11 protein-coding genes are annotated in these 25464 nt (G+C 52.8%); 6 read left to right on the top strand and 5 right to left on the bottom strand.

The window, feature by feature from the left end; genetic code table 11:
- Positions 1–12: 12 nt before the first annotated feature.
- Together KF749_00100 and larB are read right to left on the bottom strand one after the other, a co-directional pair.
- A complete protein-coding gene (locus tag KF749_00100; protein ID MBX2989546.1) occupies positions 13–1404 on the bottom strand; it encodes a cystathionine beta-synthase in 1392 nt (463 codons plus the stop codon).
- Between the two features lie 80 nt (positions 1405–1484).
- Positions 1485–2240: a nickel pincer cofactor biosynthesis protein LarB gene (gene larB / locus KF749_00095; GenBank protein ID MBX2989545.1), complete on the bottom strand. Its 756-nt coding sequence runs from the start codon at positions 2238–2240 to the stop codon at positions 1485–1487.
- A 109-nt stretch (positions 2241–2349) separates the two neighbouring features.
- Here larB and KF749_00090 point away from each other — a divergent pair, with 109 nt between their 5' ends.
- The 6 genes from KF749_00090 to lat all read left to right on the top strand — a co-directional run bounded on the left by KF749_00090 (position 2350) and on the right by lat (position 9276).
- Positions 2350–3009, top strand: a complete 660-nt coding sequence (locus KF749_00090; protein ID MBX2989544.1) for a glycerol-3-phosphate acyltransferase — start codon at positions 2350–2352, stop codon at positions 3007–3009.
- A gap of 73 nt (positions 3010–3082) precedes the next feature.
- Positions 3083–4264 (top strand): trypsin-like peptidase domain-containing protein, encoded by a 1182-nt coding sequence (locus tag KF749_00085; protein MBX2989543.1) that lies wholly within the window; start codon positions 3083–3085, stop codon positions 4262–4264.
- Positions 4265–4314: 50 nt separating this feature from the next.
- The gene (locus KF749_00080) at positions 4315–4860 is read left to right on the top strand and encodes an outer membrane beta-barrel protein (GenBank protein ID MBX2989542.1); all 546 of its coding nucleotides are present in this window, start codon (positions 4315–4317) and stop codon (positions 4858–4860) included.
- 120 nt (positions 4861–4980) lie between these two features.
- The gene (locus KF749_00075) at positions 4981–6276 is read left to right on the top strand and encodes an adenylosuccinate lyase (GenBank protein MBX2989541.1); all 1296 of its coding nucleotides are present in this window, start codon (positions 4981–4983) and stop codon (positions 6274–6276) included.
- Between the two features lie 18 nt (positions 6277–6294).
- Entirely contained in the window at positions 6295–7782 is a 1488-nt protein-coding gene (locus tag KF749_00070; GenBank protein ID MBX2989540.1) for an aldehyde dehydrogenase family protein, read from the top strand.
- A gap of 150 nt (positions 7783–7932) precedes the next feature.
- Positions 7933–9276, top strand: a complete 1344-nt coding sequence (gene lat / locus KF749_00065) for an L-lysine 6-transaminase (protein ID MBX2989539.1) — start codon at positions 7933–7935, stop codon at positions 9274–9276.
- A gap of 88 nt (positions 9277–9364) precedes the next feature.
- Here lat and KF749_00060 read toward each other — a convergent pair whose 3' ends face one another.
- From KF749_00060 to KF749_00050, 3 genes are all read right to left on the bottom strand, one after another.
- Positions 9365–12448, bottom strand: coding sequence for a T9SS type A sorting domain-containing protein (locus KF749_00060; GenBank protein MBX2989538.1), 3084 nt, complete (start codon positions 12446–12448; stop codon positions 9365–9367).
- Positions 12449–12808: 360 nt separating this feature from the next.
- On the bottom strand, positions 12809–14650 hold the full coding sequence (locus tag KF749_00055; protein MBX2989537.1) for a choice-of-anchor J domain-containing protein: 1842 nt from the start codon (positions 14648–14650) through the stop codon (positions 12809–12811).
- A gap of 160 nt (positions 14651–14810) precedes the next feature.
- Entirely contained in the window at positions 14811–25067 is a 10257-nt protein-coding gene (locus KF749_00050; protein MBX2989536.1) for a choice-of-anchor J domain-containing protein, read from the bottom strand.
- Positions 25068–25464 lie beyond the last annotated feature (397 nt).

Genomic DNA, 25464 nt, shown 5'->3' with positions numbered 1-25464 from the left:
TTTGGTGGGTAATCACTTTCCCATGAATTCAATAACATCGTATCTCGACAAGATGCCGGTGATCTTTCCCTGATCTTCAACGAGAACCGCCGGGTTGTGTTTGGCTTTCATCAGCTTCACCACATCATCAATGGACGTGTCGATGTTCACAACGGGGAAGGGCGGTTCCATAACCGTGCTTACGGGGGAATCGACAAGCGACGGCTTTGCCATGACTTTCGCCATCAGTTCGGAATCGTGAACCGAGCCGACGGATTTGCCGCGTTCAAGAACAGGAATCTGGGAGATATCCTTCTGCCTCATCAGTTCCAGTGTCTTGCGAACGGTTGTTAGCGGGTCGATTTCAAATAATCCCTGAACCTCTTTGCCTTTCGACTCGATGATATACCGTGCCGTAATTCTTTCAGGACGCAGGAACCCGTATTCCCTCATCCAATCATCATTGAAAATCTTGCTGAGATACCGCTCTCCTAAATCGGGCAACAACACAACCACAACGTCATGTTCTTTGAAGCGCGCGGCAACTTTCATCATTCCTGCCACGGCAGTTCCGGCGGAGCCGCCAACCATCAAGCCTTCTTCACGCGTGAGGCGTCGTGCCATCAGGAATGATTCACGATCGTCGGCTTCAATCATCTCGTCAATATACGTGAAGTCGAGGGTGCCCGGTACATAATCCTGCCCGATGCCTTCCACTTTGTATGTTTTGAGTAGAGGTGTGATCTTCTTCGTGTAGTAATACTCACGTAGCGCGGAGCCTTTCGGGTCAATACCAATGACTTTGATGTTGGGATTCTTTTCCTTCAGATATTTTCCCGTTCCGGTAATTGTGCCGCCGGTTCCGACTCCGCACACGAAGTAATCGATTTGCCCGCCTGTCTGTTCCCAGATTTCGGGTCCGGTGGTTTTGTAATGTGCCTCGGGGTTTCGGGGATTGTAGTATTGATTGGCGAGGATTGAATTCGGTGTTTCTCGAACGACTTTCTTCGCGACTTCGGTGTAGCTTTCAGGAGATTCATGCGGAACCGCAGTTGGCGTGACAATCACCTCGGCTCCGAATGCACGCAGGAGACGGATCTTCTCCATACTCATTTTATCCGGCAACGTAAAGACAGTCTTGTATCCCTTGACGGCTGCCACCAGCGCAAGGCCCATTCCCGTGTTGCCAGAGGTTGATTCGACAATCGTGCCACCCGGCTTCAATCTTCCATCCTGTTCTGCTTCTTCGATAATGGAAACCCCGATGCGATCTTTGACTGAACCGCCGGGATTGAATGTTTCGACTTTTGCCAGAATGAGTCCACTAGCCCCGTCCGTCACCTTGTTCAGTCTGACGAGCGGCGTTCGCCCGATTGTCTGAAGAATGGTGTCGTAGTAGCAGACTTTCGACAAGTCCTTCGCCATGGCCTTTCCTTGAGTTGGATATGTTAAAGAACAATAACAGCCCGCAGCGCATCACGGGCTTGAGACGACTCGTGTTGCTGTCAGCCCCTCTGCCTGTTTATCCGGCTTGCCGCGACTCCGGCTCCGAATCCGTTATCGATATTTGCGACCATCACGCCTGCTGCGCACGAGTTTAGCATTGCTAAAAGTGGCGCAACGCCGCCGAAGTTGGCTCCGTAACCAACGGAGGTCGGCACAGCGATAACCGGTACGTCAACCAATCCGCCCACAACACTCGGCAACGCCCCGTCCATTCCTGCCACAACGATAATGACAGATGCAGAATGGAGCTTTTTGCTTTGCATCAGCAGCCGGTGAATGCCGGCAACACCGACATCTGTGAGACGGTCAACATCGTTTCCCATGATTGTAGCGGTCTCAAATGCCTCTTCGGCAACCGGCAAATCCGATGTCCCGGCCGTCACAATGAGAATAGTGCCTCGTCCTGTTGTATTCTCGACGCGATTGGTGAAACTGATTGTTCGTGCAACTGCATTGTACCTGGCACGTCGAACGACTTTCCTTACTGCGGAAAACTGTTTCGGATTCGCCCTCGTAGCGAAAAGAACGCCTCCGCGATTCACGATTTTCTTTGCGATCTGTGCAACCTGTTGTTCGGATTTGCCCTCGCAAAAAATCACTTCCGGGAAACCTTGTCGCATTTCCCGGTGATGGTCGACCGTTGCAAAACCCAGTGTCTCAACCATGCCGGATGAAATTGCCTTTACCACTTCTTCCTCTGATCGCTTGCCCTGCTTGAACTGAAGAAGAATCTTTTTGACTTCCGGTTTGATCACGAGTCGTAGGGGAGAATGAGTCGTGGGGATAATCCAAAAATTGCCCATCAATATAGCCGTTTCATTCAAGGGAATCAAGGAACCGTTGATTATACTTGGGAATTTTGTTATGATTTTTTTGCAACGATTAAACAAACAGCGTCGGCGTTTCGTGCTTCCTCTCTTTGTTGCCGTAGTAATCGGTTATCTGATGGGATCTTTCCCGGCGGCGTATGTGCTTGTGAAATGGAAATCCAATCTCGACATCCGTCATCACGGCAGCGGCAATGTCGGAACACTGAACAGCTATGAAGTGACGAACTCAAAAATTGTTGGCGTCGGGGTTCTGCTACTCGATCTTGTGAAGGGAGTACTGAGTGTGTTCATTGTCAGTGAGGTTGTTAACGCCGAATTTCCGACACTGGCAGTTGGCGGTGTTGCCGCAGTAGTCGGGCACAACTTTCCCGTGTGGCTCGGCTTCAAAGGCGGGCGGGGATTGGCAACTGCGGCAGGCGTTATGTTCATGGTAAGCTGGATTTGCGTTCTGGTGTGGATGGGGGCATGGTTGGTTGGTAAAAAGGTTTCCCGTGATGTCAACGTCGGCAATGCGGCGGCGACAATTCTCATGGTGGTTACCGCTTTTTTTCTTCCGGCCGAGACATTGGCCCGCGGTATCCCGATGAACGCGACGTCCGCTGAATTCAAGTGGTTTGTTGCGGCTCTCGCGTTTGTCATCTTGTTGCGATTAATTCAGCCCGTGAAGCAGTACATAGCAGGAGTGAAATCTTGAATCGAAAGATACGTGCTGCGAACCGGGTAGAAGTTTGTAATGGAAGGATCCACTCTAAATGAGTATGAAAGCTATGGCAGGAATCGTATCACTGTTTTTGATTGTCGGGGGATTGATCGGTTACTACGTAGGCAATGCGCCGGAAGCCGCAGAGAGTTCTTCCGCTTCAGATACGTATGCCGATGCTCCGTTTGAGGAGGCTCGCCCTGCATCTCACAGTTCCGAAACCCGCCCGGACGATGTCAGCACGTCACGCCAAAACGCTATTACGCGTACGGTTGCTGAGTGCAGCGCGGCAGTCGTCGGAATCAACGTCATCGAAGTACGCCAATATAGATATCGCAGCCCGTGGGGCGATGATCCGTTTTTCCGTCAGTTCTTTCCCGATCAGTTATACACCCAGCAAGTACAGGAACTTGGTTCCGGCTTCATTATCTCGCCCGACGGCTATGTTATCACCAACGATCACGTTGCCGGCAACGCAAAGGAAATAACCGTAACGATGACAAACGGCGACAAGTACAAAGCAGAGCTGATCGGGACCGATCAGATGACGGATATCGCATTGTTGAAGATTGACGGAAAGAACCTCCCCCACTTGAAGTTGGGAAACTCCGACAACGTGATCATCGGCGAGTGGTCGATTGCATTCGGCAATCCGTTCGGATTGTTTGATGTGAACAACCAGCCTACTGTCACTGTCGGCGTTATCAGCGCGAAGAATATGAATCTCAGAGCCCAGCAGGGAAGAACCTACCGCGGCATGATTCAAACCGATGCAGCAATCAATTCGGGAAATAGCGGCGGGCCGCTCGTGAACAGTCAGGGAGAGGTCATTGGCGTGAATTCAGTCATTTACACACCGAACCAGGGGAACATCGGCTTGGGTTTTGCTATTCCAATCAATCGCGTCAAGAGTGTGGTTGCTGAACTGAAACGAACAGGAAAAGTCGAACGGGAAAACTACACAGGACTGGAAGTTCAGAATGTTGATGAGCGCGTCGCCCGGTATTTCGGGCTCGATAGGGTGGAGGGAGTGATTGTCAGTAACGTTCAACGACGAAGTCCCGGAGAGAAGGCAGGGTTCAAACCCGGCGATATCATCTTCGAGATCAACGGAGAGAAGGTCAGAGATCAATCTGCGTACATCGCCATTCTCGAAGACTCTCGCGCGGGCGATTCGCTGAAGTTCAAAATCCTGAGGGATAGGAGAATCATTGAACTGCCTGTCAGAATAGAAAAACGTTCTACATAGCATACATGACTGAATCAGAGAAGAAAGACAAGAGCAATGGAGGCAGGGTCATGAGGTGGATGGCACTTGTTGTGTTGGTGTTTGTTGGAAATCAATCATCAAATTCGCAGACATTCTTTTCGCTTCAAGCCGAAGTTGCCGAGCCAACAGAGTCGTTCAGGATTGCGGCCGGAACGGGGTTCGGGATGAAGGCAACATACTTTCATTTCATCGGAGGCAGTTTTGCCCTCACGGGTTCGGCAGGATACGTGAAGTGGGGCCCGCGTGTTGATTTCCCTCCCGGCAACGAATTCAAGATTGTCTCTATTCCAATTACGATGGGAGCCCACCTGTTACTCTCACGCGGCGTTGTCTCACCGTACCTTGGCCTGTCGCTCGGAATGAGTTATCTCCGCATCAGGGGGATTGCAAACAACTCCGCAATCTACAACGACAGCAGTGAACTCAAGTTCACGTTTTCGCCGCAAGTTGGCGTCGGGATTCATGTAGCCGGGCCCGTTGGTTTGCTGCTCACCGGTTCGTACAATCTTATTTACACACCTGATTCTCCATACAAATTCTTCGGACTGCATGCCGGTTTGGCGTTGGGATTGTAGCGTTTCATGCCGATTCTGGCCGTTCTTTCCTTTTCAGCCCGGATTTTCATACATTGATGTGCGGTATTTTCTGAGTGCTGCATCAATGTACTCTCCCTGTTCTCATCCTTTTTTGCAAGAATGATTGCTCGATACACACGGCCCGAAATGGGCAACATATGGGACGACCACAACAAATTCAGCATTTGGCTCGAGATAGAGTTGCTTGCCTGTGAAGCGCAGGCTGAGCTTGGCGTCATTCCGGCGGAGGCTGTGCGGGTTATGCGCGACCGGTCGGCTTTTAATGTTGCCCGCATTGATGAGATTGAGAGGGAAGTGAAGCATGATGTGATTGCCTTCCTCACCAACGTCGCAGAGCATGTCGGGCCGGAAGCGAGGTTTATGCACCTCGGCATGACCTCGTCCGATGTGTTGGATACGTGTCTCGCCGTGCAAATGAAGCAATCGGGAGAGATCCTGATGGCTGATCTTCTCAAACTCAAGGAAGTGTTGGCAAGGCGGGCAAAAGAGTTCAAGAACACCGTCATGGTGGGACGAACGCACGGCATACACGCGGAGCCGACAACGTTCGGCCTGAAGCTGGCGCTCTGGTATGATGAAGCGAAACGAAATATCGCCCGCCTTGAATCGGCGATCGAACGGATTTCTGTCGGGCAGATTTCCGGCGCTGTCGGAACGTTCGAGCATCTCAGCCCGAAAGTGGAAGAGTACGTTTGTGCCAAACTCGGGCTGAAACCCGCTCCGGTTTCGACCCAAATACTTCAGAGGGACAGGCACGCGGAATTCATGTCCGTGCTCGCGGTTATCGGAAGTTCGCTGGAGAAGTTCGCTACGGAAATCCGACACCTTCAAAAAACCGAAGTCCTTGAAGCCGAAGAGTATTTCTCACAAGGGCAGAAAGGCTCCTCGGCTATGCCGCACAAACGGAATCCGATCACATGCGAGCGGATTGCGGGATTGTCACGTGTGCTTCGGGGCAATGCAATGGCGGCGATCGAGAATGTCGCCTTGTGGCATGAACGCGACATCACGCATTCTTCTGTTGAGCGTGTCGTTATTCCGGACAGTTGCATTCTGCTCGACTACATGCTTGCGCTTATGACGGACGTTCTCGACAAACTTCTTGTCTATCCCGAGAACATGCTGAAAAACCTTGAGCGCACCCAAGGGCTTATCTTCTCTCAATCCGTTCTGCTGTCTTTGACAAAGAAAGAAATGAAGAGAGAAGATGCGTATCGGGCGGTGCAAACCGCCGCGATGGAAGTGTGGCAGGGAGGAAAGAACTTCAAAGAACTTCTGCTTGCAAATCAGGAGATTGTTCGTGTGCTCGGCAAGGAACACATCGAAGAGCTCTTTGATTTGCAGAAAAGCATGAAGCACGTTGACTACATATTTAATCGAGTAGGACTCGAATAATCACAAAGGGCGAAAAGCATGGCGAAAAAATTTCAGAACTTTATCAACGGTAAATGGGTTGACGCGAAATCGGGCAAGACTTTCGAAAACCGGAATCCGGCCAACTGGGACGAAATCGTCGGCACGTTCCCCAAGTCGGGCAAGGAGGATGTCGAAGAGGCGGTACAAGCTGCACGCAAAGCATTCGATTCATGGAGATTAACGCCTGCTCCGAAACGTGGCGATATTCTTCGCAAAGTCGGCGATATCATGGTTGCCCGCAAGGAGGATCTCGCCCGTCAAATGACGCGGGAAATGGGAAAGGTTCTTGCCGAAACCCGCGGCGATGTACAGGAGGGAATCGATACCGCGTATTATGCTGCCACCGAAGGCCGCAGGCTGTTCGGGCACACGGTACCCTCCGAACTTCCCGACAAGTTCAACATGGCCATTCGGGTTCCAATCGGCGTTGCAGGTATCGTTACACCGTGGAATTTCCCGATGGCAATTCCGACGTGGAAGATTTTCCCTGCACTGTTATGCGGCAATACGATCGTATTCAAGCCGGCGTCGGATACACCTGCAACGGCGACATCGCTTGTTGAAATTCTTCTTGAAGCGGGTGTGCCCGAAGGCGTTGTGAATATCGTTCATGGCGGCGGAGGTGAAGTAGGTATGGCGATTGTCAGCCATCCCGAAGTGGACTTGATCAGTTTCACCGGATCAACCGGCGTCGGGATCAAGATCTCGGAAGTGGCGAGTCAAACTCTCAAACGTGTTTCTCTCGAACTTGGAGGAAAGAACGCCCAGATCGTCATGCCGGATGCAGACATGGACCTTGCGCTCGAAGGAGTTTTGTGGGGCGCATTCGGAACAACGGGCCAGCGCTGCACAGCAACCAGCCGTTTGATTCTGCACGAGAAAATCCATGATGATTTCCTGAAGATGCTTGTGAGCCGTGTCGAGAAGTTGAAATTGGGTGATGGATTGCAGCCCGGCGTTGATGTCGGGCCCTGTGTGAACGAAGGGCAGCAGAAGACCACGCAATCCTACGTCGAAATCGGATTACAGCAAGGAGCAACTCTTGCAGCAGGAGGAGAGATTCCCCCGGATCCGAATCTCAAGAAAGGCTGGTTCTATAAACCCACCGTCTTCTCCGGGGTGAAGCCCGACCATCGCATTGCAAAAGAGGAAATCTTCGGGCCGGTTCTTTCCGTCATCAAAACGAAATCGTTGGATGAGGGAATTCAGATTTTGAACGATACGATCTACGGACTTTCCTCATCCGTCTATACGAGGGATGTCAACGGAGCATTTCGCGCCATTCGCGATATCAAAGCCGGTATTACCTACATCAATGCCCCGACAATCGGTGCTGAAGCGCATATGCCGTTTGGTGGCGTAAAACAGACCGGAAACGGCCATCGGGAGGGGGGGTGGACAGTGTACGATTTCTTCTCGGAATGGAAGACCGTGTACATTGACTACAGCGGCGGGTTGCAGCGCGCACAGATTGATAACTACTAAACGGTTACGTTGGAAACATGCGGTACCACGAAGCCATATTGATTTGCCTCTTCGAACACAACGAGTTCTTCTGAATCCGAATGATGGTTCGCGTCCATTTTCGTTTGCATTCTTTAACCGGAACATCATTTTTGAACCAGGAGAATTATCATGATTGTAGAAACATCACAAGCAACGCGTGCGGGTGTTCCCGCACAACAAGTCCTGCCGACACTGGCCAAACACATGCTGGTGGACGGCTTCGAGATTGTCGTTGACCTCAAGAGGAGCAGCGGCTCGTTTCTCGTTGATGCCAAGGACGGCAAACGCTATCTCGATTTCTTCACATTTGTCGCATCATCACCTGTCGGCTTGAATCATCCGAAGATGACCACGCCGGAGTTTCTGGAGAAACTCGCGTACGTCGCCGTCAACAAACCCTCCAATTCGGACATCTACACAACCGAACAAGCCGAGTTTCTCGAAACATTCGAGCGGGTTGCCATTCCATCGTACTTGCCGTATGCCTTCTTTATTGAAGGCGGCGCCCTCGGCATTGAAAATGCGTTGAAAGCGGCATTTGACTGGAAGATCAGGAAGAACTTTGCCAAGGGGTACAAGGAGGAACGGGGAACTCAGGTGATGCACTTCAAGCAGTGTTTTCATGGTCGCTCGGGCTACACACTTTCGCTGACGAATACCGACCCGGTGAAAACCGATTTGTTCCCGAAATTCAAATGGCCCCGCATTCTGAATCCGAAAACCACCTTCCCCCTGAACGCGCAGAATCTTGCACTCGTCATCAGGGAGGAAGAGATTGCGATAAATCAGATCAAAGAAGCATTCAGAGCCAACAAGGATGATATTGCTGCGATCATCATCGAGCCCGTACAGGGAGAGGGGGGCGACAATCATTTCCGCAAGGAGTTCTTCCAGATGCTCCGTCAACTGGCAGATGAGAACGATGCTATGCTGATAATGGACGAAGTACAGACGGGCATCGGCCTCACGGGGAAGATGTGGGCACACCAGCATTTCATCGAGCCCGATATGATCGCCTTCGGCAAGAAGATGCAAGTCTGCGGGTTTCTCTGCGGCAAGAGAATAGACGAAGTGGCGGAGAATGTGTTCAAAGTGCCGAGCCGCATCAATTCAACGTGGGGCGGCAATCTGACCGACATGGTTCGGGCACAGCGATATCTTGAAATCATTGAAGAAGAACATCTCGTCGAGAATGCCCGCACAATGGGTGACTACCTTGTGAAGGAACTCGAAGCCCTTGCCCATGAATTTCCAACTGTCGTTTCGAATGTGCGCGGGCTTGGCCTGTTCGATGCGTTCGATATATCGACACCGGAGGTACGGACAAAGCTTCGCAACCTCTGCATGCAGAAGGGATTAATTCTTCTTCCGAGCGGTGAACGCTCCATCCGGTTCCGTCCGCCGTTAACGGTAAGCAAGGAAGAACTCGATCTCGGCATGTCGATCATTCGTTCGTCTCTCAAAGAGGTATAGACAGTCTGTTGCAGTCTATCAAGCAGGAAGCCTCGAAGAATATCTTCGAGGCTTCGCTGTTTGTTGCCAGAACCAACCGGGCGGAACGTTACTTGAGGAGAAGCATTTTCCTGAATCCGGTGTACGGCGTACTGCCGTCAACGGGTTTTGCCTCCAGCCGGTAGAAGTAGACGCCACTGGAGATCGATGAACCCTGGTTATCCCACTGCACATTGTACGTGCCGGGCCCCTGAATATCATCGCGCAATGTGGCGACGGCTTGGCCAAGAACATTGTAGATCTTCAAACTTACCTGAGAAGCTGTCGGCAGTCCGTAGGAGATCGTTGTGCTTGGGTTGAAGGGGTTGGGATAATTCTGGTTGAGACTGAACGATTCAGGCACTTGCCCGCCGTGTTCCTCTACCCCGACGGTTGTTGAGTCTATGCCGAGATAGACGGCAATAAGCAAGCTGGTGGGGAATCGCTGGGCGACTAGCAGCCCAATGACCGCATTCGGATACGCCGGATGATCAGTGATGATGCTGAGGCCACCCGACACTCCCGTCCCTGTGAAGGAGGCATAGTTGTACGTCGTAAGAATAGCCCCCGTGGTTGTGTCTACCTTGGACAATCTGACCGGCCCGCCTGTTGTGGACGGCTCCGAGTACCACAAGTAGCCTCTGGTTCTCGAAGTCCATCGATCGAAGGCGATACCGTACGGTGCCACGGCGGGTACTCCCAAGGAACGGATCGTCGCACCTGTCGTATCGAAGAGGGTTACCGGATTCGTTGTGAAGTTTGAAACCCAAATCCGATTCGGCCCCATGTATGCAATTCCACGGTTCGGATTGATTGGGGTAACAATGGGCGAGGCGATTTCCGTGAAGGTTGTTGTATCGACTCTTCTCATTCTGGTGTCATCGCTCGTAAGCAGCCAACGGCCGTCCCACGCCAGATCCCGGAAACCGAATCCCTGCCCGGTAGTGGGATTTACCTGCAAATGGGTTGTGTCAAGAATACTGCCGTACATATCAGTGACAATCCATTTGTTATCCTCGACAATAGTCGAGCTTTGTCCGCCACTGGTGAATGCAAGCTTGTTGGCCGAACCAATTTTGGCTACACCAAGAATTATCTGATTTGGCACAACAAACGTGTAGAGCGTATCTCCCGGGACCCGTCCGACATTAAATGAAATGGTCGAAGTGTCGTTCGCAGGGTTGCTGTCGCTGGCAAGAACCGTCCATGCTTTCAGCGTATGCGATCCATTTACTGCCTGGTTCCATTGGAATGTTACAGTATCCACAGCATCCGCTGCAATCGGGCCTCTGTTGATTGTGGGCTGATTTACGCCGTTAATTTGCCACCGCAATTCGTATGACGATTCGTTGAACGTGCCGAAATTCTTGACGATGGCACGGAATCCGACAGTATCAGCCAAGGAGAAGGAGCCAGTCGGCGTGATGGTGAGTGCTCCCGTATATGGTTCGGATCCGTCAAACGAAGTTTCTCCCGCAGTTTCAAGTTGCGAGGCATTCATACTGTGGCTGATAGCTGCCGCGGGACGGTTAGTCGAGAAGACTTTTGCAAGAGATTGGATTCCAAGATCGTGGACACTAATCGGGTTGAAGTATGCGTATATCTTGCCCGATCCCGTCACAGTCCAGCCTTTGGCAATGTTGCCGCTGGTGACGAAACCGATGTGCCAGATAGTGCCCGATGCTGCGTCGCTGAAGTCTTGAGTCCATGTGACGCCGCGGTCATTGCTGACTTGGATTGTTGTTCCTCGCGTTGCCCAGAAATCGAGCGTTCCGGCTTTTGCCATGCCATAAATTGTGCCGGTGGTACCGACCGTGATGGAGTTCCATGTTGCTCCGCCGTCAGTTGTACGGGCGGCAGTGCCGTTATTGGCTCCCGCAATTCCAATCTGCGTATTGAGAAATGCCAATCCGGCCGTGAACGTTGCTGAACCCGGCAGTGTGCCTGAATCCCACGTTGCTCCGCCGTCGGTTGATCTGTACACTTTCGGCGGCGTGCTGTTTGATGTGAACCAGATATGTGTCGACCCGATTGCTTCAAGTCCGTTATTTGATCCGGCTTCAGTGCCGACCTGTGTCGGTTCTGTTGCCATCCGGGCCCACGTTGTGCCGCCGTCAGTAGTCTGGATAATCGTCCATTTACCTCCTACGGGATCGCCTTGCGCGATTCCGTTCGAGGCATTGAACATGTGAATAGCGTTGAGGAATCCGCCCGATTGCGTGTATACGGTGTCCCAAGAAGTACCGCCGTTTGTTGTGCGGAAGAGATATGTAACGGTGGATGGAGTTCCTGTGACGAACGCCGTCGTTGCGTTCAGTGCGTCTACATTATACAAATCCATCGTTCCGATTGAGCCGCCCCCAACGTTCGTCCATGTTCCGCCTCCGTCCGTTGTGCGGAGAACAACACCGCCCGCTCCGGCTGCCCATACAACCGAACCGCTTACTGCCTTCACACTGTAAAGCGCTGTGGTGACACCGGATGTTTGTGTTGTCCAGCCGGGAATTCCTGACGGAACAACATCAACACCGAAGTTTACGATACTTGCATCCTGCCCGCCCCACAAGAATGGACACGGAGTCGTTGTGCCGGACCAACTTCGTCTGAAGCCTGTGAGTGCATTCTGACGAACGCTTATTCCGGTACCTGCTGATGCACACTGGTTAACTTCGATAACGAGGCTCTGCGTCGGATCGTAGGGGAAAGGCGTATCCAACTCAACGCTCATCCACGAATTCAGGACGCCGGTCAGCGGAATCGACGGGGCTGACATAACAACCTGCATGGGGCCGTCATACCACGCTCCGGTCGGGAGTGTCGTGATCGAGGTTTGTCCCATGCTGATGGTGAAATCGGTAAACGTTCTGCTGCCCGCCCCACTCACGTAGAAGTACACCTTCGTAATGCTGTTGCCCGGGGGACACGGAGCGGGTTGGGTCAAGTCGTTGGGAAGGAGCAGCCACTGTACCTTTTTACCGAGGTTCTGGCCAAATGGGAACGAATTACTCGAAGCTCCAACATTTTGATAGTTATAATACTGCGGTGTTTGTGCCATCAAGCCAGCAACTCCTGTAACCACCATCAACAACACTGTCAAGACGCTTCTTGGGGTGAGAAGATGACTGCTGTCGGTCAAACGGAAAGCCTGTTTCATATAGCCTCCTTTTGGATTGGTTGGATTATTTTCTGCCTTGGCGGCGGAAGTTATGGAATATGTACTTGATGAGGGTCCTCCACGCCCTGATGATGTGGGTAGATGTAAAGACTTCAAACTCGAAGCGATTCAAAAGGAATTAGTGTCCGTCACCTCCTTACTTGGCTTTGTCAAAATGTATGAGATTCCTGCAGGGTGCTGAACGGTCTATCGTTACACGATGTAGGAAGAAGTCCGGCTAGGAACAACAGAGAACAGGTGTTGCAGTGGAAAGAAAAGTGACATCTTACACTCATGAACCTACAAAACCGCATTCCAAAAGTCAAGAGTGTTTTGAAACTCGAAGGATGAGGCTGTACCTTATTTCAACAATGTCATGATTCTGGTTATATGACGTGTTTCTTGCTTCAACCGATAGAAATACACGCCCGACGCAAGATTGGATGCATTGAAATGCGCTTGATGAAGCCCTGATTCAAGATGCTCGCTTACCAATGTTGCCACTTCGTGCCCGAGTAGATCAAATACTTTCAACTCTACTTCTCCGTTTTGTGGTATGCTGAATCGGATCGTTGTGCTTGGGTTGAAGGGGTTGGGATAGTTTTGCTCCAGAACAAATACTTGAGCACCCTGCCGTGTATTTGGAACCGAAGCCGGGAGGCTGCGGATGACCTGCACGGCATCAATACCGACAAAGTCGCCGCTGCCGGTTGTTGCCTGGACATCATGCAGAAGATAACGGAAAGCAACGCGTACCGTCGAGTTTGCAGGCACGTGATGTGAGAGCGAATATGCCTTTCGGGTCCATTCCGTTTTTGGGACGGAAAAATAGTCAAGCAGAATGGTGAAATGTGATGTGTCTGCACCCGAGGTTGATACAAGTATCATCAGCGAATCCGGGAAATTAGCGGCCGGAGGTTGGTTGAATTGCGATCGCGTCCGGAACACAAGAGAATCCACCAATCCTGGTTGACCCACGCCCGCAACCGGTGGTGTTATGAGATAATCGTCGAGATACGTTCCGTTGGCGCGTTGGAAATTGTTTGCTGCAAATCCGCTTCCTTCAAATCCGGGGAATGCCGATGTGTCCGCACCGCGGAACCAGGGAGCAAGAAGTCCGCCGTCCCTGTTGATCACACTCCAGCCCGCCGGGGGAAATGCGCCCGCATTGAACGATTCGTAGAATATCGTTCCCGGTTCGAGAACCTGAAACGTCATGCGTGCTGTATCGTTCGAGCGGTTCGAATCAACTGAAAGAATTGTCCACGCCGTCAAGGTATGAATGCCGGGTGTCGGATCATTCCACACGAATGTCACGGTATCGCGGCCGAAACGGGGTTCAAGAACTCCGCCCGTCGCCGGTGACTGCTGTGTATCATTCACGCGCCATCCCACGGCATAAGAAGGTTCTGTGAACGTACCGCGATTCTGAACAATTGCTTTGATGTTGAGTTGGGGAGAAAAGGGAAGAGCAACCACCGGAAGTTGTTCTTCGTATCGTGCTATACTTTTCACGTTGGCGGAAATGGCTGTGCGCGAATCGGAAAAAGAACTCAACACAGAGACATGCGGCTGTGTAGTCGGGATGTTGTCGGGAAGAAGGTCCGATACTCCAATATCATGAAATGACGAGTCTGCAATTCGGAATTCATCCGCAAACATATTGTTGCCGTATTTGCTTACACCGCGCAAGGAGAGAAAAACCCGGTTTATGCCGCGATACGCATACAGCGAAACGAGCTCGTTACTCCAACCCTCGATACTTCTCGGCCGTCGTGCGCCGAGCAACGGGGTCCAAGGTCCGGTGACGGAATCTGCTGTTGAGATCTCGACATAGATGGAATCACGGGATGAAATATATTCATCGTCATGATACAGATAGAACGTGAGGAAGGGATCGACGGATGTTGAGAGATTGATTGCCGGCGAAACAAGTCTGGCCTGTTCGCCCGCCGGCGCATCGAATGAGTTGAATTTTGCCTGTCCCGATCCTGCGTAGGGTGGAACCGTCGGGTTCGATCCGACGCCAACGATGCTCCAGAGCGCTTGAGTTCCCGATATTCTGAACTGCGTCCAGCCTGCGGGGATACCGCTTCCGTTGAACCCTTCGTACAGATATACCGCATGGGGATTCCCCGCATGGACGAGATTGTCAAACCCGATGATGAGTAGCGGAAGAAAGAAAAAGGCTAACTTCTTCATTGTGAATTTCCCGAAGGATACGTGAAACTATTGCCGGGGAGACTTCAACGCCAATATATCAAAATGGACAAGAAACACAAAGACCCCGCTCACCTTTCGGCGGGCGGGGTCTTTCGTTACGGTGGATTCGGCTAAGTTGTCAAATCCATTTTGTTTATCCTTACTTCACCAGCAACATCTTCTTGAGATTGGTGAAAGGAGCCGAGCCGTCGGAGGCTTTGGCTTCGATGCGGTAGAAGTAGACGCCCGTGGCAACCTGTGAGCCGTACTGATTGCGGCCGTTCCACACTGCCGTGTGGTAGCCCGCAGTCTGCACCTGATCCACCAACGTTGCTACTTCCTGACCTAAGATGTTGTAGATCTTCAACGATACCGTCGAGGCCGTCGGCAACGCATACTGGATCGTCGTCGTCGGGTTGAACGGGTTCGGATAGTTCTGCATCAACGCATAGGTCTCGGGAATACCCGGCTGCGGCTGCTCTTCCACACCCGTCCACGTACCGGGGCGGTAGCGGTAGTCATCCATGTACATCTGATCCCACGCCGTGGCACCGAAGAAGTCGTTGGCCGCCAGACGCTTCGGACTTGTTCCGCCCGATGCTCCCGCCGTCCACCGCCATGTCCGGATCGTGTTGCCATTCAGGACAAACCGCGCCGAGTCGATGGTCAGATTCACCACCACCTTCGCTTCCTGCCACGCATTCCGTGTGTAGGTGAACGGAACCGCCGTCGCCGATCCGGCAAACAGTCTGCCGTTGCCGGTCGAGTCGAAGTACGCTTCCATACCCCAGTTGAATGTGCTGGGTGGTGTGAACGTAGCCAGTGTGTTGAAGTAGCCTGCCTTGGTGTTCGGCACAAAGAACCGGAAGGAGATTTCATGCACGCCGGTTGTGTCATTCCCAAGCAGCTTGACGAGGTCGTTGTTCGTGACAATCACCACCGACTTCGTGCCGCTGAAGGCCTGCGCACTGGAAATGAACGGATCTTCCGCCGTACCGCCAGGACCCGACCATGTCGTCCAGTCAGTCGGATTCTGAGCAACCAACTGCTGGCCAACCGTGTAGCTCTCGAAATCGTCAAAGAAGCCGATCGGCGTGCCGGTCACAATCACGTGGTCTGCCCACACGTTGTCCGAATTGTCACCGTTCGGGCCGCCATTGACGATGTAGTAGTTGATGGCAATGTAGATGTTCTGTCCTGCAAACTGCGACAGGTTCACGCCAAACCGGTGCCACGAACCCACCGGGCCCGGTATGCGGAAGTACCCGAGTTGATGCGTGAAGTCACCCACGTTGTTGCCCGTGGTCGAGACCAGCACCTTCAGCGAATCGGGGAAACTGCCGCCGATGGCGCCCGCGTAGAAGAACAGGCTGTCGAAGTTCGCCGCCGCTATCTGCGGGCTGATCAACCACTCGTCAATCAGGAACCCGTTCGCGCCGGTGTAGCTCGCAAACCAGAAGCTCGCTCCTGCCTGCGGTAACACGGTGCCGCCCCCCGTGAAGTTTACAATCTGCCTGAACTGCCATGTACTGTTGGCCGCCGGGCTGCCGTCGTTGTTGACAACAAGCCAGCCTGCCGGAATGGTGGTATCGGCAAATGTTTCTTCATAAATGATGTTCGACGGCAGAATGTCGAAGATGTACGGTGCCGATGTATCGTTCGACGGATTGGTATCCGTGGCAAGAATCGTCCACGCACGCGCCGTATGCACGCCTGCCGTCGGATTCGCCCACGTCAACATCAACGTATCGAACCCGCCGATTTCCAGCGGACGCGTATTGCTGACGGGCGTCTGTGCCACGCCGTCAATACTCCATCCTACCTGATACGCATTCTCCACAAACTGGCCGAAGTTGCGAACCCGAGCATGGAACGACACCGGAGCCATGGCGTTGAAGCCGTACACCGGAACCAATTCGATACCGGGACCCTCATAGTAATGGGTTTCGCCCGATGCCTTGCCCGCGCGTTCCGCTTCAATCGCTTTGGAGCTTTCCATCGGCACGTTGGCCACAACCTTCGGGGCAGATGAGGGTGCGCCCGTCAAGGCCACTACGCCGATGTCATGCACCTGCGTGATCGTTGCCTCTTGTACCGTCACATCATCCAGATAGACCGTCTGGCCGTCGTTATCCTGATGGTCGAACGCCACGTACAACGGCCCTGCAATACCGGTAAACGTTGCACGGAATTTCCGGTAGTTGACGCCATAGACATCCGGACTGGACGCTGTATCTCCCGTGAAGCACTTGTAAATTGCGGGACCGAAGCTTCCAGGGAGACTGTCTGTCGTGGAGAGTTTCACGTAGATCGTATCCGGCGGGAACGGACTCGTGAACTGCCTGCGTGCCCAGAAGGTGATTTCGTACGTGTTGGCTGCCGACGGGATGTTCAACCGCTTGGTGACAAGGAATTTGCTTCCAGGCGGGCTGGCAGGAGGATTGTACCGAACAAACGCATGGGTAGTCGGGCTGAACGGCGCCACTGTCGAGGAACGCCACCCGCTGTCACCTGCCACAATATACGTCGACCAGCCTACCGGCGGGAAGACGCCGCTCTCGAAGTTCTCGAAGAGAAGCGGGCCTGCAGCTTGGGCAACGTACTCATCGGCGCCACGATCAGGAGTTGTCGCGCTTCGTGTGTCACCATCGATGTCGTCAATAACCTCGGCAATGGGGGTTCCATTGTTGCTGGGCAGCTGTGATGCCGGTGTGATATGCAGGTCGGTATTGCTGACGAATCCGGGATCACCTTCAACCGTCATGGCATCACCTGTTGATGTTGCCTGCCATTGAGCCAGTGTTTGGTCGTCTGTTCCCCACAGACCAATGGTTGCGGCACTGGCGCTGTTGAACACGTTGTAGTCGGATGTTGTGGACAGCCACATCGAATCCGGGCGAGCACCTTGATTACCGATTGCGTAGTGCTTGCCCGATCCTCCTGTACGTGCGTTGACAAAAATGTTGTTACGCAATGTCAGGCTCGTGTACACGGATGTAGCGGTGTGGTTTCCTCGCAGGAACGCCCACGAGTTCAATGAACCGCTGTCGGCAACGCCCGTGACCAAACCGGAATTGTAATAGAGTGTGCCGATATTGTTTGTTCCCGAGCCATTCCAGAATGCTGCAAAGACCGTGTTGGAACCCAAGCCGGATCCGACAGATGCCATGTTATTAGCAACGTACGAACCTCCGGCCATCGCCCGCATGTAAATCCCACTTGCCGTCGGCGGCAATGCGGCATTCACGCCGGTCGAGGCATTCCTGACATCATAGATCCGGTTCTTTGTCGTAATAGCCGAGTAGTTGGTCAACAACATACCCATGGCATTCGATGCAATAGCTCCCGAATCGCGGGCGCTGATTGCATACACCAGATTACCCGTGGCTACGTTGTCCGGACCGGTAAAGCCGGCCGGGAACCATGTGATTCCTCCTGCTGCCGGAGTCGTCAATGTACCAGTTGTGTATGAGTCGATATCATGGACAATATTTTCGGAGATGGTAGTTCGCGAAGCTGTTGTGCCGCCGTTGTGGATACCGCGTGCACCGCTCGTTGAACCAATCCATGTGTTGAACATGTGTGAAACTTCATTGTGCCTGATTGTCGCGACGCCCGCTGTTTGGTTCTGGATTCCGGTCGTAACGCCGGTTCCGCCATTGATGATGCTCCACGGCCCGTCCACAACAAACGGAACCGTGGGAACCGAGGGACCGTCACTTGTATACCCTTCTTCAGGTGTTGCGGAAGCAAAGGTAAGTTCGGATGGAATATCGAACTCAACTCCGGCTGCCATCGTCCCGGAACTCAACACGGTGCTTGTAGCCGGTCTGCTTGCCGGAATCGGCACAACAACCGGTTGCGACAGCACAATCTGACCGCCAATCGTGTTACTGTCGATAATTGCCGAACCGTTCAACAGGCCGATCGGGAATACGCCTCCCGCTCCGGTTCCTGCCTTGACGATGTTCCTGACCGTGTTCTTTCTGATTATGGTAGATTGAGATGTCGTATCCACCGTAACGAAGATACCCGCGATCTGGACGTTTCCGGTATTTGTCCAGGGCGAGCCACCCGCCATCGGTGCAGAGCCACCAACGTAGTTACCATAGATCCAATGATTGCCTGCGAGGAGGCCCGGATTGAAGTTCAGCGCCGTCTGAGCAGCGGAGGGTATTGTATCGCTGTTATAGTAGAAGCTGTTACCCGAGATCACCCAGCCGGGGCCGTTACCCGTGGCGCTGACGTTGACTCCGTTCGTGACGAAGTTAAAGATGTTGTTGTTCGAAATCGTGTTGTTACTGTTGCGTGCCGTGGCAGTGCCATTCGACGAGATACCTGCCGATGGGCGGCTGCCCGTCGTGGAAACATCACGAATATTGTTGTTGGAGATGGTGTTGTTGCTGTTGCCGATTGTGTCGGTTGCGGACGTGCTGAATGCAATGACTCCGCCAGTCGTCACCGATGTTCCGGCTCCCTCCAGGATGCAATTCATGATGTTGTTGTTGTTCGCGTTATTGATCATGCGAACAACTGCTGCCGTTGTGCCCGACGTGGTATTGCGCAGTGTCAGGCTCTTGACGCCGCCGATATCTCCGTTAAACACCACGTTTGCTGCGCCGTCCAGATCAACAAGAGGACCGGCGATGCCGCCTGAAACCGTCCGGGCTCCGCCCGAAGGCCGGATTGTGATTGTCCACGGGCCGCCGTTAACATAGTAGACAGCATTCAGCACAGCCGATGCTGTTTCCGTCAGGTCGCTGATAATGTTGCCCGTAATATCTCCAGCAACAGAGTCGGCATTGATGGCATCAAAGAATGCCTTCAGGTTTGCATAATTGCCGCCGGTTCCAATCGTGTACGCTCCTGCAAGACCCGGTGTCGAGGTGGTAAAGTCTGTCAAGTATCGGGGCTGCGTCTGGTAACCGTTGTCGTACAGGCTCGCCGCAGACGAGAACTGACTGATAACACCCGTTACGTTTGTCGGGTATGCCGGTTCCGGTGTGCCCGGAATTTGCGTATCATTGTCGATACGCATGATGATGGTGTCGGTCACGACCCCCTGATATGTCACAATGTTTGCGCTGCCGCCAGCAGCGGGCCACGGTGGCGTAGCATCACGCCGGGTTAAACTGGTTATGCGTACGAGGCGGGATTCGTAGAGTTCAGGGTTCGCATTGAAGTCAGGGACACTCACGGTAATTGGCGTGACTGTCCGGCCTGTGGCGACCACCTGAATATCAACCGTCTGCGTATCCGGGATGATTTCAGTGAGGCCGCGGAACTGTGCCATCCGACCGGTGACAATAATCGAGTCACCGAGGTTCAGCGGCGGAATGAGAATTCCGAATCCAAACAATTGAACACCGCCGTGGGCATCCTGGAAGTGGTAGCCCAGGTTCGTTGTCTGGAAGTTCGGGCCGTTTACCGTTCCGGTGACGCGTGAGTAATAGACACTGTCTATCAGTCTGCCGTCGGGATGCATTCTCCTTGGACCAGTCAGCGAAAGTGTGCTGATACCCGCGTAGTAGCTGCGTGCAGCCGCAATCGGGGTTGTTGTCGAAAGCGTGCTCTGGCTGTTGGCTTCAATCTGCAACTCGATCCTGTTGCCATCCTGGTTGGCGCTTCCCGGAACAACTCCGCTGTACGTGCCGTTCTGCGGCGTGCCGCCTGTCAACGCCATCGCAACAGAGTTTGGTGTACCGTTAACATTGTAAACCAGGTTTGCAGATGCAATGCCGACCACGTCCGTAATAGTTGCAGTCACAACAACCGTATCGCCTGCCGCCGGAACGCGTGTTGACCGGACGATGTTGCTGACGACCGGAGGTGTGGGCACAACGTACGTGAACTCATCAGCGCCAATGTCGGGATGTGTCGCATTGCGCGTCTGGCCATCTATGTCGATCGTGACACCGGCGATCGGTGTAGCGGCGCTATCGGCAGCCGACGGGAGTGTATTGTTGACGTGCAGGTTGGTGGCAGACACGAAATTGATGTCCGCAGAAATAGAGTTTGCATCCTGACCGAGTGCCGTCCTCCATGCTGCTATGTCGCTGATGACTGTTGTTCCGAATCTTCCCAGTCTGCCGTTCGTCGCATCGGAGGCAAAGTAGTCATTGTAATTCAATGCGGAGAAGACGGTACTGGCCGACGAGACGAGCGCCCCGTAACAGAAGGTTCCCACAGTCTGGTTGTTGATGAACAGGTTGTTTCGTATATCAAGCGTGCCCGGTGCCGTGATTGTGCTGGCGACCATCAACGCAGCCGGAATTCCGGTTGCCTTGACCTGATTTGTGGTCATGTTCACGGTGTTGTAGTACACGTTGTAGCCGGTGCCAGTATTGAGAACAAGGCCATACCCGTTGTCTGATTGGGTGACTCCACCAAACCCGTCACTGGCAACGTCATAGATGAAATTGTTCACGATGGTGACATTCGTTCCGGCCGTGGTTGCCCCGAAGATTCCATTTGATCCCCATCCCGTCGTATTGACGTGCTTGACATCGGAAATGTCATTGCGTGAGATGGTCACATTATTCAGGATACCGCTTAATTGAATACCGGACATCGTTGCGGAGCTCGATGTTGAGCTCAGTATTCCGCGAATAGTATTCTGAGTGACCGTGCTGTTCTGTGCATTGGAAATGAGCATTCCGCGGAAGCCGTGCTTCTCGCTGGCGACTGTTGACCCGAAGGTGTTGAACGAAATCACCATGTTGTCGTCAAACGTTGTTGCATTGCCTGTGCTGAAAACGGCATTCTGGCAATTGTTGATCGTGTTGTTCGTGATGGTCGTGTTGGAGTTCGGTGCTTCCGCAAAACCTCCAAACGTCGTTCCGCTTCCCACGAGGATTGCCACAGCGGTAAGAAGGCCGCCCGATCCGCGAATCGTACAATTCTGTACTGTGTTGTTTGTCGCACCGTTGGTGGCATCTTTGCTTGCTATCCAAATAACCGCAGTTGACGTGGCGGTATTCGTATTTGCCACAGTCAGCGAACTTCCACCGCTGTTGACGCCATCAAATGTGAAATAGTCGGCGCCATTCAGTTTGAAAATGGAAGTCGCCGAAGACCCGCTGACGGTTGCAGCAACTCCTGTGCTCGGTTTCAGTGTAATGGTTGCTGAGGAACTCGGTTGGTTTGCGTTGGCAATATCAACTGTTATCGGGAATGTCTCTGATGGATAGGTAGCGTCCACCAGGAGGAAATTCGTATTCCCGCTGACGCCGCGCAGATTCAGATCCGCTACGGCATCGGTAATTGTTGCGTACGCTGCCATTAGATTGTCGGGAAGTCCAAACTGGCTGCGCATGGTTCCGGTCAGTTCGATTTTGGTCGGCCCGGTGTACGGAACACCGTTTTCCGTCAGGATGGAATACTGTTCATCGGCCTCGACGTACTCAATCCTGTACCCTCCGGCAGTCAATGCGAGGATATCTCCCTGAACTCTCTCGTCAGATTGTACGGGAATCTGTACCTCCCGCATCACTCTGCGTGTTCTCGTCTCATGAGTCAGATTCCTTCCTGACACACGGTTGAACAAGGTTGTTCCGACAGTAAAGTCGCCGCTCAAGGGCGCCAACGTGATCAAGTAGCTGCTTGGTGTTGTCGGCGAGGTCGCTGCTGCCGGTGGATTGGCTGTGAGGCCTCCCGCACCTGCAGACGGAAATGCGCCAACATTGGGTGTGGTGGCATTATCTTGAGCCACAACATAGTACCGGACTGTATCACCCTGTGTCACACCGGCACCGAACGTGAACTGATACTGGTTGCTGCCGAGTGAGGTGGCAGTCGCCGGTGAATAGCTTCCGGAATTGATCCGCCAATAAAGAACCGGAAGCCCGATACCGGAAGTCGGCACGCCGGACGGGTCAGAGATTGTAGCGGTAAGCGTCCGTGCCGTGATGCCCCCTGTGTTGAGCAGAGGTGAATATACAATGGCTGGCGGAGAAAGATCGACACCAATACCGGCAAATTCGTCGGCACCGATATCAGGAGTTGTTGCATTTCGTATGTCGCCGTCAAAATCGTCGGTAATCCCTGCAACCGGAATACCGCCGCTTTCGATCTGCGTCGGTGTAGCTGTGTTGATGTGCAGGAATGTCGCATCCGTACCGGTAGTGCTGACGAATGCAGGATTTTCCGAGACGGAAGCCCCTTCTTTCGGGGCGACTCTTGTCTTGAAATCTGCAAGAGTCTGATCAGCGTTCGTTCCGTCAAAGAAAATCAGGTTCGCTGCTCCTGGTGTTCCCGCATAAAACAGGTTGTTGTTTGAAGCATCGGTGTAGTTGGCAAGCGCCGTGCTTGACCGTTGGTATGCGGAGGTAAATCCTGTCCCGGCAGGTGTCGAAGTGTTGACAAAGATGTTGTTGCGAATCGTCAGGGCCGCCGAGGTTGCAGTGGCCGAGGTGGTGGCCCAGAGCGCCGTTGTGCCGAAATTCGTTCCTGTGGAGGATCCGTTCAGGTACACTGTGTTGTACGAAATTTCTACCGTTGACGTCGCAGTTGTGGAAGTGATGTTGATTCCACGAAGCGTCGGTGCAGTTGCAGCAGACGTGCTGGCGTTGGGTGCCTTCAGGTCGCCTATCAAATTATTGTAGATCATTGCAGAACCGGAAGTACCCACACTCGTGACGCCGATACCTGAAACGGTAGGCGCTCCAGTGGAATTGCTCTGAATGTTGTAGATCTTATTCTTGAAGATAGAAGGCGAACTGCTTGACTGGTTGATACCAGCGATTGTCGTTCCGCCAGTGCTGATTGTGTGTACAAGATTGTTGGAAACAGTTCGTACGCCGGTTGTCGTGAACGCATAGATGCCGTACGTTGTTCCGGTTCCGTTGTGGGTCAGGTTATTCACCTGGTTGTAGTTGTAATTCTCGTTCGTAGGAGACGCAATGTTGTAGATGCCGTACAAAACGCCTGTAGCCGTTGTCTTAATGACATTCAGGTTGCTGACGGTATTGCTGTCCACGACGATCGTGCCCGTCGTAGTCTGAATACCGTACATTGTACTTGTCGCACCGGTACCATCGATGCTCAAGTTATTCACGGTGTTCTGCTTGACGGTCTGGGTAGCGCCGCTGCTGACAAAAATCCCAATGGTAGTACCGCCTGTGGTTCCCAAACGGGCGATATTGCTGACAGTATTTCCCAGAATATTGACGTTCGTCGCAGCGCCTGTGTTATAGATCGGGTAAACGGCCCCGGTGCCTGTCAATGCAAGGCCGCTGTAGCTGAAATTCGTTACCGTGTTGTTGAGGATGTCAACCGTGGCAGCCGATGCTGTGTTCTGAATTCCATAGCATGTTCCTGAAGTTGCTGTCAAGTATTCATTAGTCACGGTATTGTTGCTGAGAGATATCGTATTCGCGGCGGCGGTCGCACCTGCGACGTTCTCGATCGCCGTCAGAGCGGAGGTTGTAGCGCCCGATTTTACCGTAATGGTGTTGTTATTGATGGTGGCACTTGCACTTGTTGCGGTGTTGTTGAAGATGCCGCGCAAGGTTGTGGCATGATTCACGCCGCCGCCATCATTGTTGTTTATGGTGTTGTACGAAATATTCACTCCGTACTGGGCTAACGTCCGTACGCCGGCTGCCGGGCTCGTGGTTCCGCCGCCGCCGTAGTTCCTGATCGTGTTGCCGGTCGCAAGCGAAGCGCCGCCAACATCATTCCCTTGGTCAGCAAAGGTAAACGGCGTGACGTCGGCGAAGCCAATCAACGCAATACCAACGTTGCAATTCTGTATCGTGTTGGAGTAGAACTTGTTGTTCGAGTTTGAGCCGGCGGCGTCTGTAATTGTAAGATTCGTTGTGGCAGCCGCGGGGATTGCATTGACAACGTTGATACCCCGTGAACCGTCCACTGAAGGACCGGAACCTGCTGCGTTGTTTACGCGGTTCAGCGTGATTGTACAGTTTCTAATCGTAACGTTCTGAGAACCGTTTGTCTCGCTCGCCTTGTACAGGGCGTAGCCGAACTCCATCGTTTCCGGGTTTGCGACGTTTGCCGGGTTGTCCTGCAAGTCAATCCCGTCTATGGTCACATAGTCGGACCCCACCATTTGCCAGATGCCGTCCTGTACTGCGGAACCCGGTGTTCCGGTGCCTCCGGTATATGCGGTAATCAAGGGGTTCGCCCCGCCACCGCTTTTCTGAAACGTAATAGGATTTGCCGCTGTTCCAGTCGCGGTGATGGAAAGGGTAGCCGTTATCGTCTCTGTGTACCCGGCTGCAACATTAAACGTGACGCCGCCCGAACCCACACCATTGGTATTCAGATCCGCTATGGCTGCCGCGATGGTTGCGTAGTCGCCGGGAATGGTTTTTGTTCCTGTCAGTTGGGCAAACGATGTTGCGGTTGCAACAAAGAGCGCAACTGCGAGCAACAACATAGTTGAAGGTCGCCGCATGATTCCTCCTAAGGAAGGGTGATTGGATTGTGTTGTGAGAATTGTAGCAAACTGATTAGGTCAGTTTTTCGTTGATTGTAATCGCTTGATCGGAACAAAGACAAGACAGTGTACCTGAATGCGTTATTCATTCATCATCGCACGAACCAACTTGACAGAGAACGTAGAGTAGAAACACTCTTGGAAAGAATCCCCCCAGGGCGAGGTAGAAGAAAATTCTCGCTTGAGTAACCACTTGAACTTAATCATCGGACAACACAATGTCAAGTCAATTTCAGTAAAGATTTGAGAGTGAAGTGAGCCGGGAATAAGTCCGGAATTGGCATTACAGCTGTATGCGAGCACGGATGGGGCGCGATCAATCAATTCGGATACTCTTAATAAACCGGAAGGCCCG

The sequence above is a fragment of the Bacteroidota bacterium genome, assembly GCA_019637975.1.
Lineage (GTDB): Bacteria > Bacteroidota > Ignavibacteria > UBA10030 > UBA6906 > CAADGV01.
Note: the sequence above shows the minus strand (reverse complement) of the source record. Positions and strands in the feature narration are given on the sequence as shown.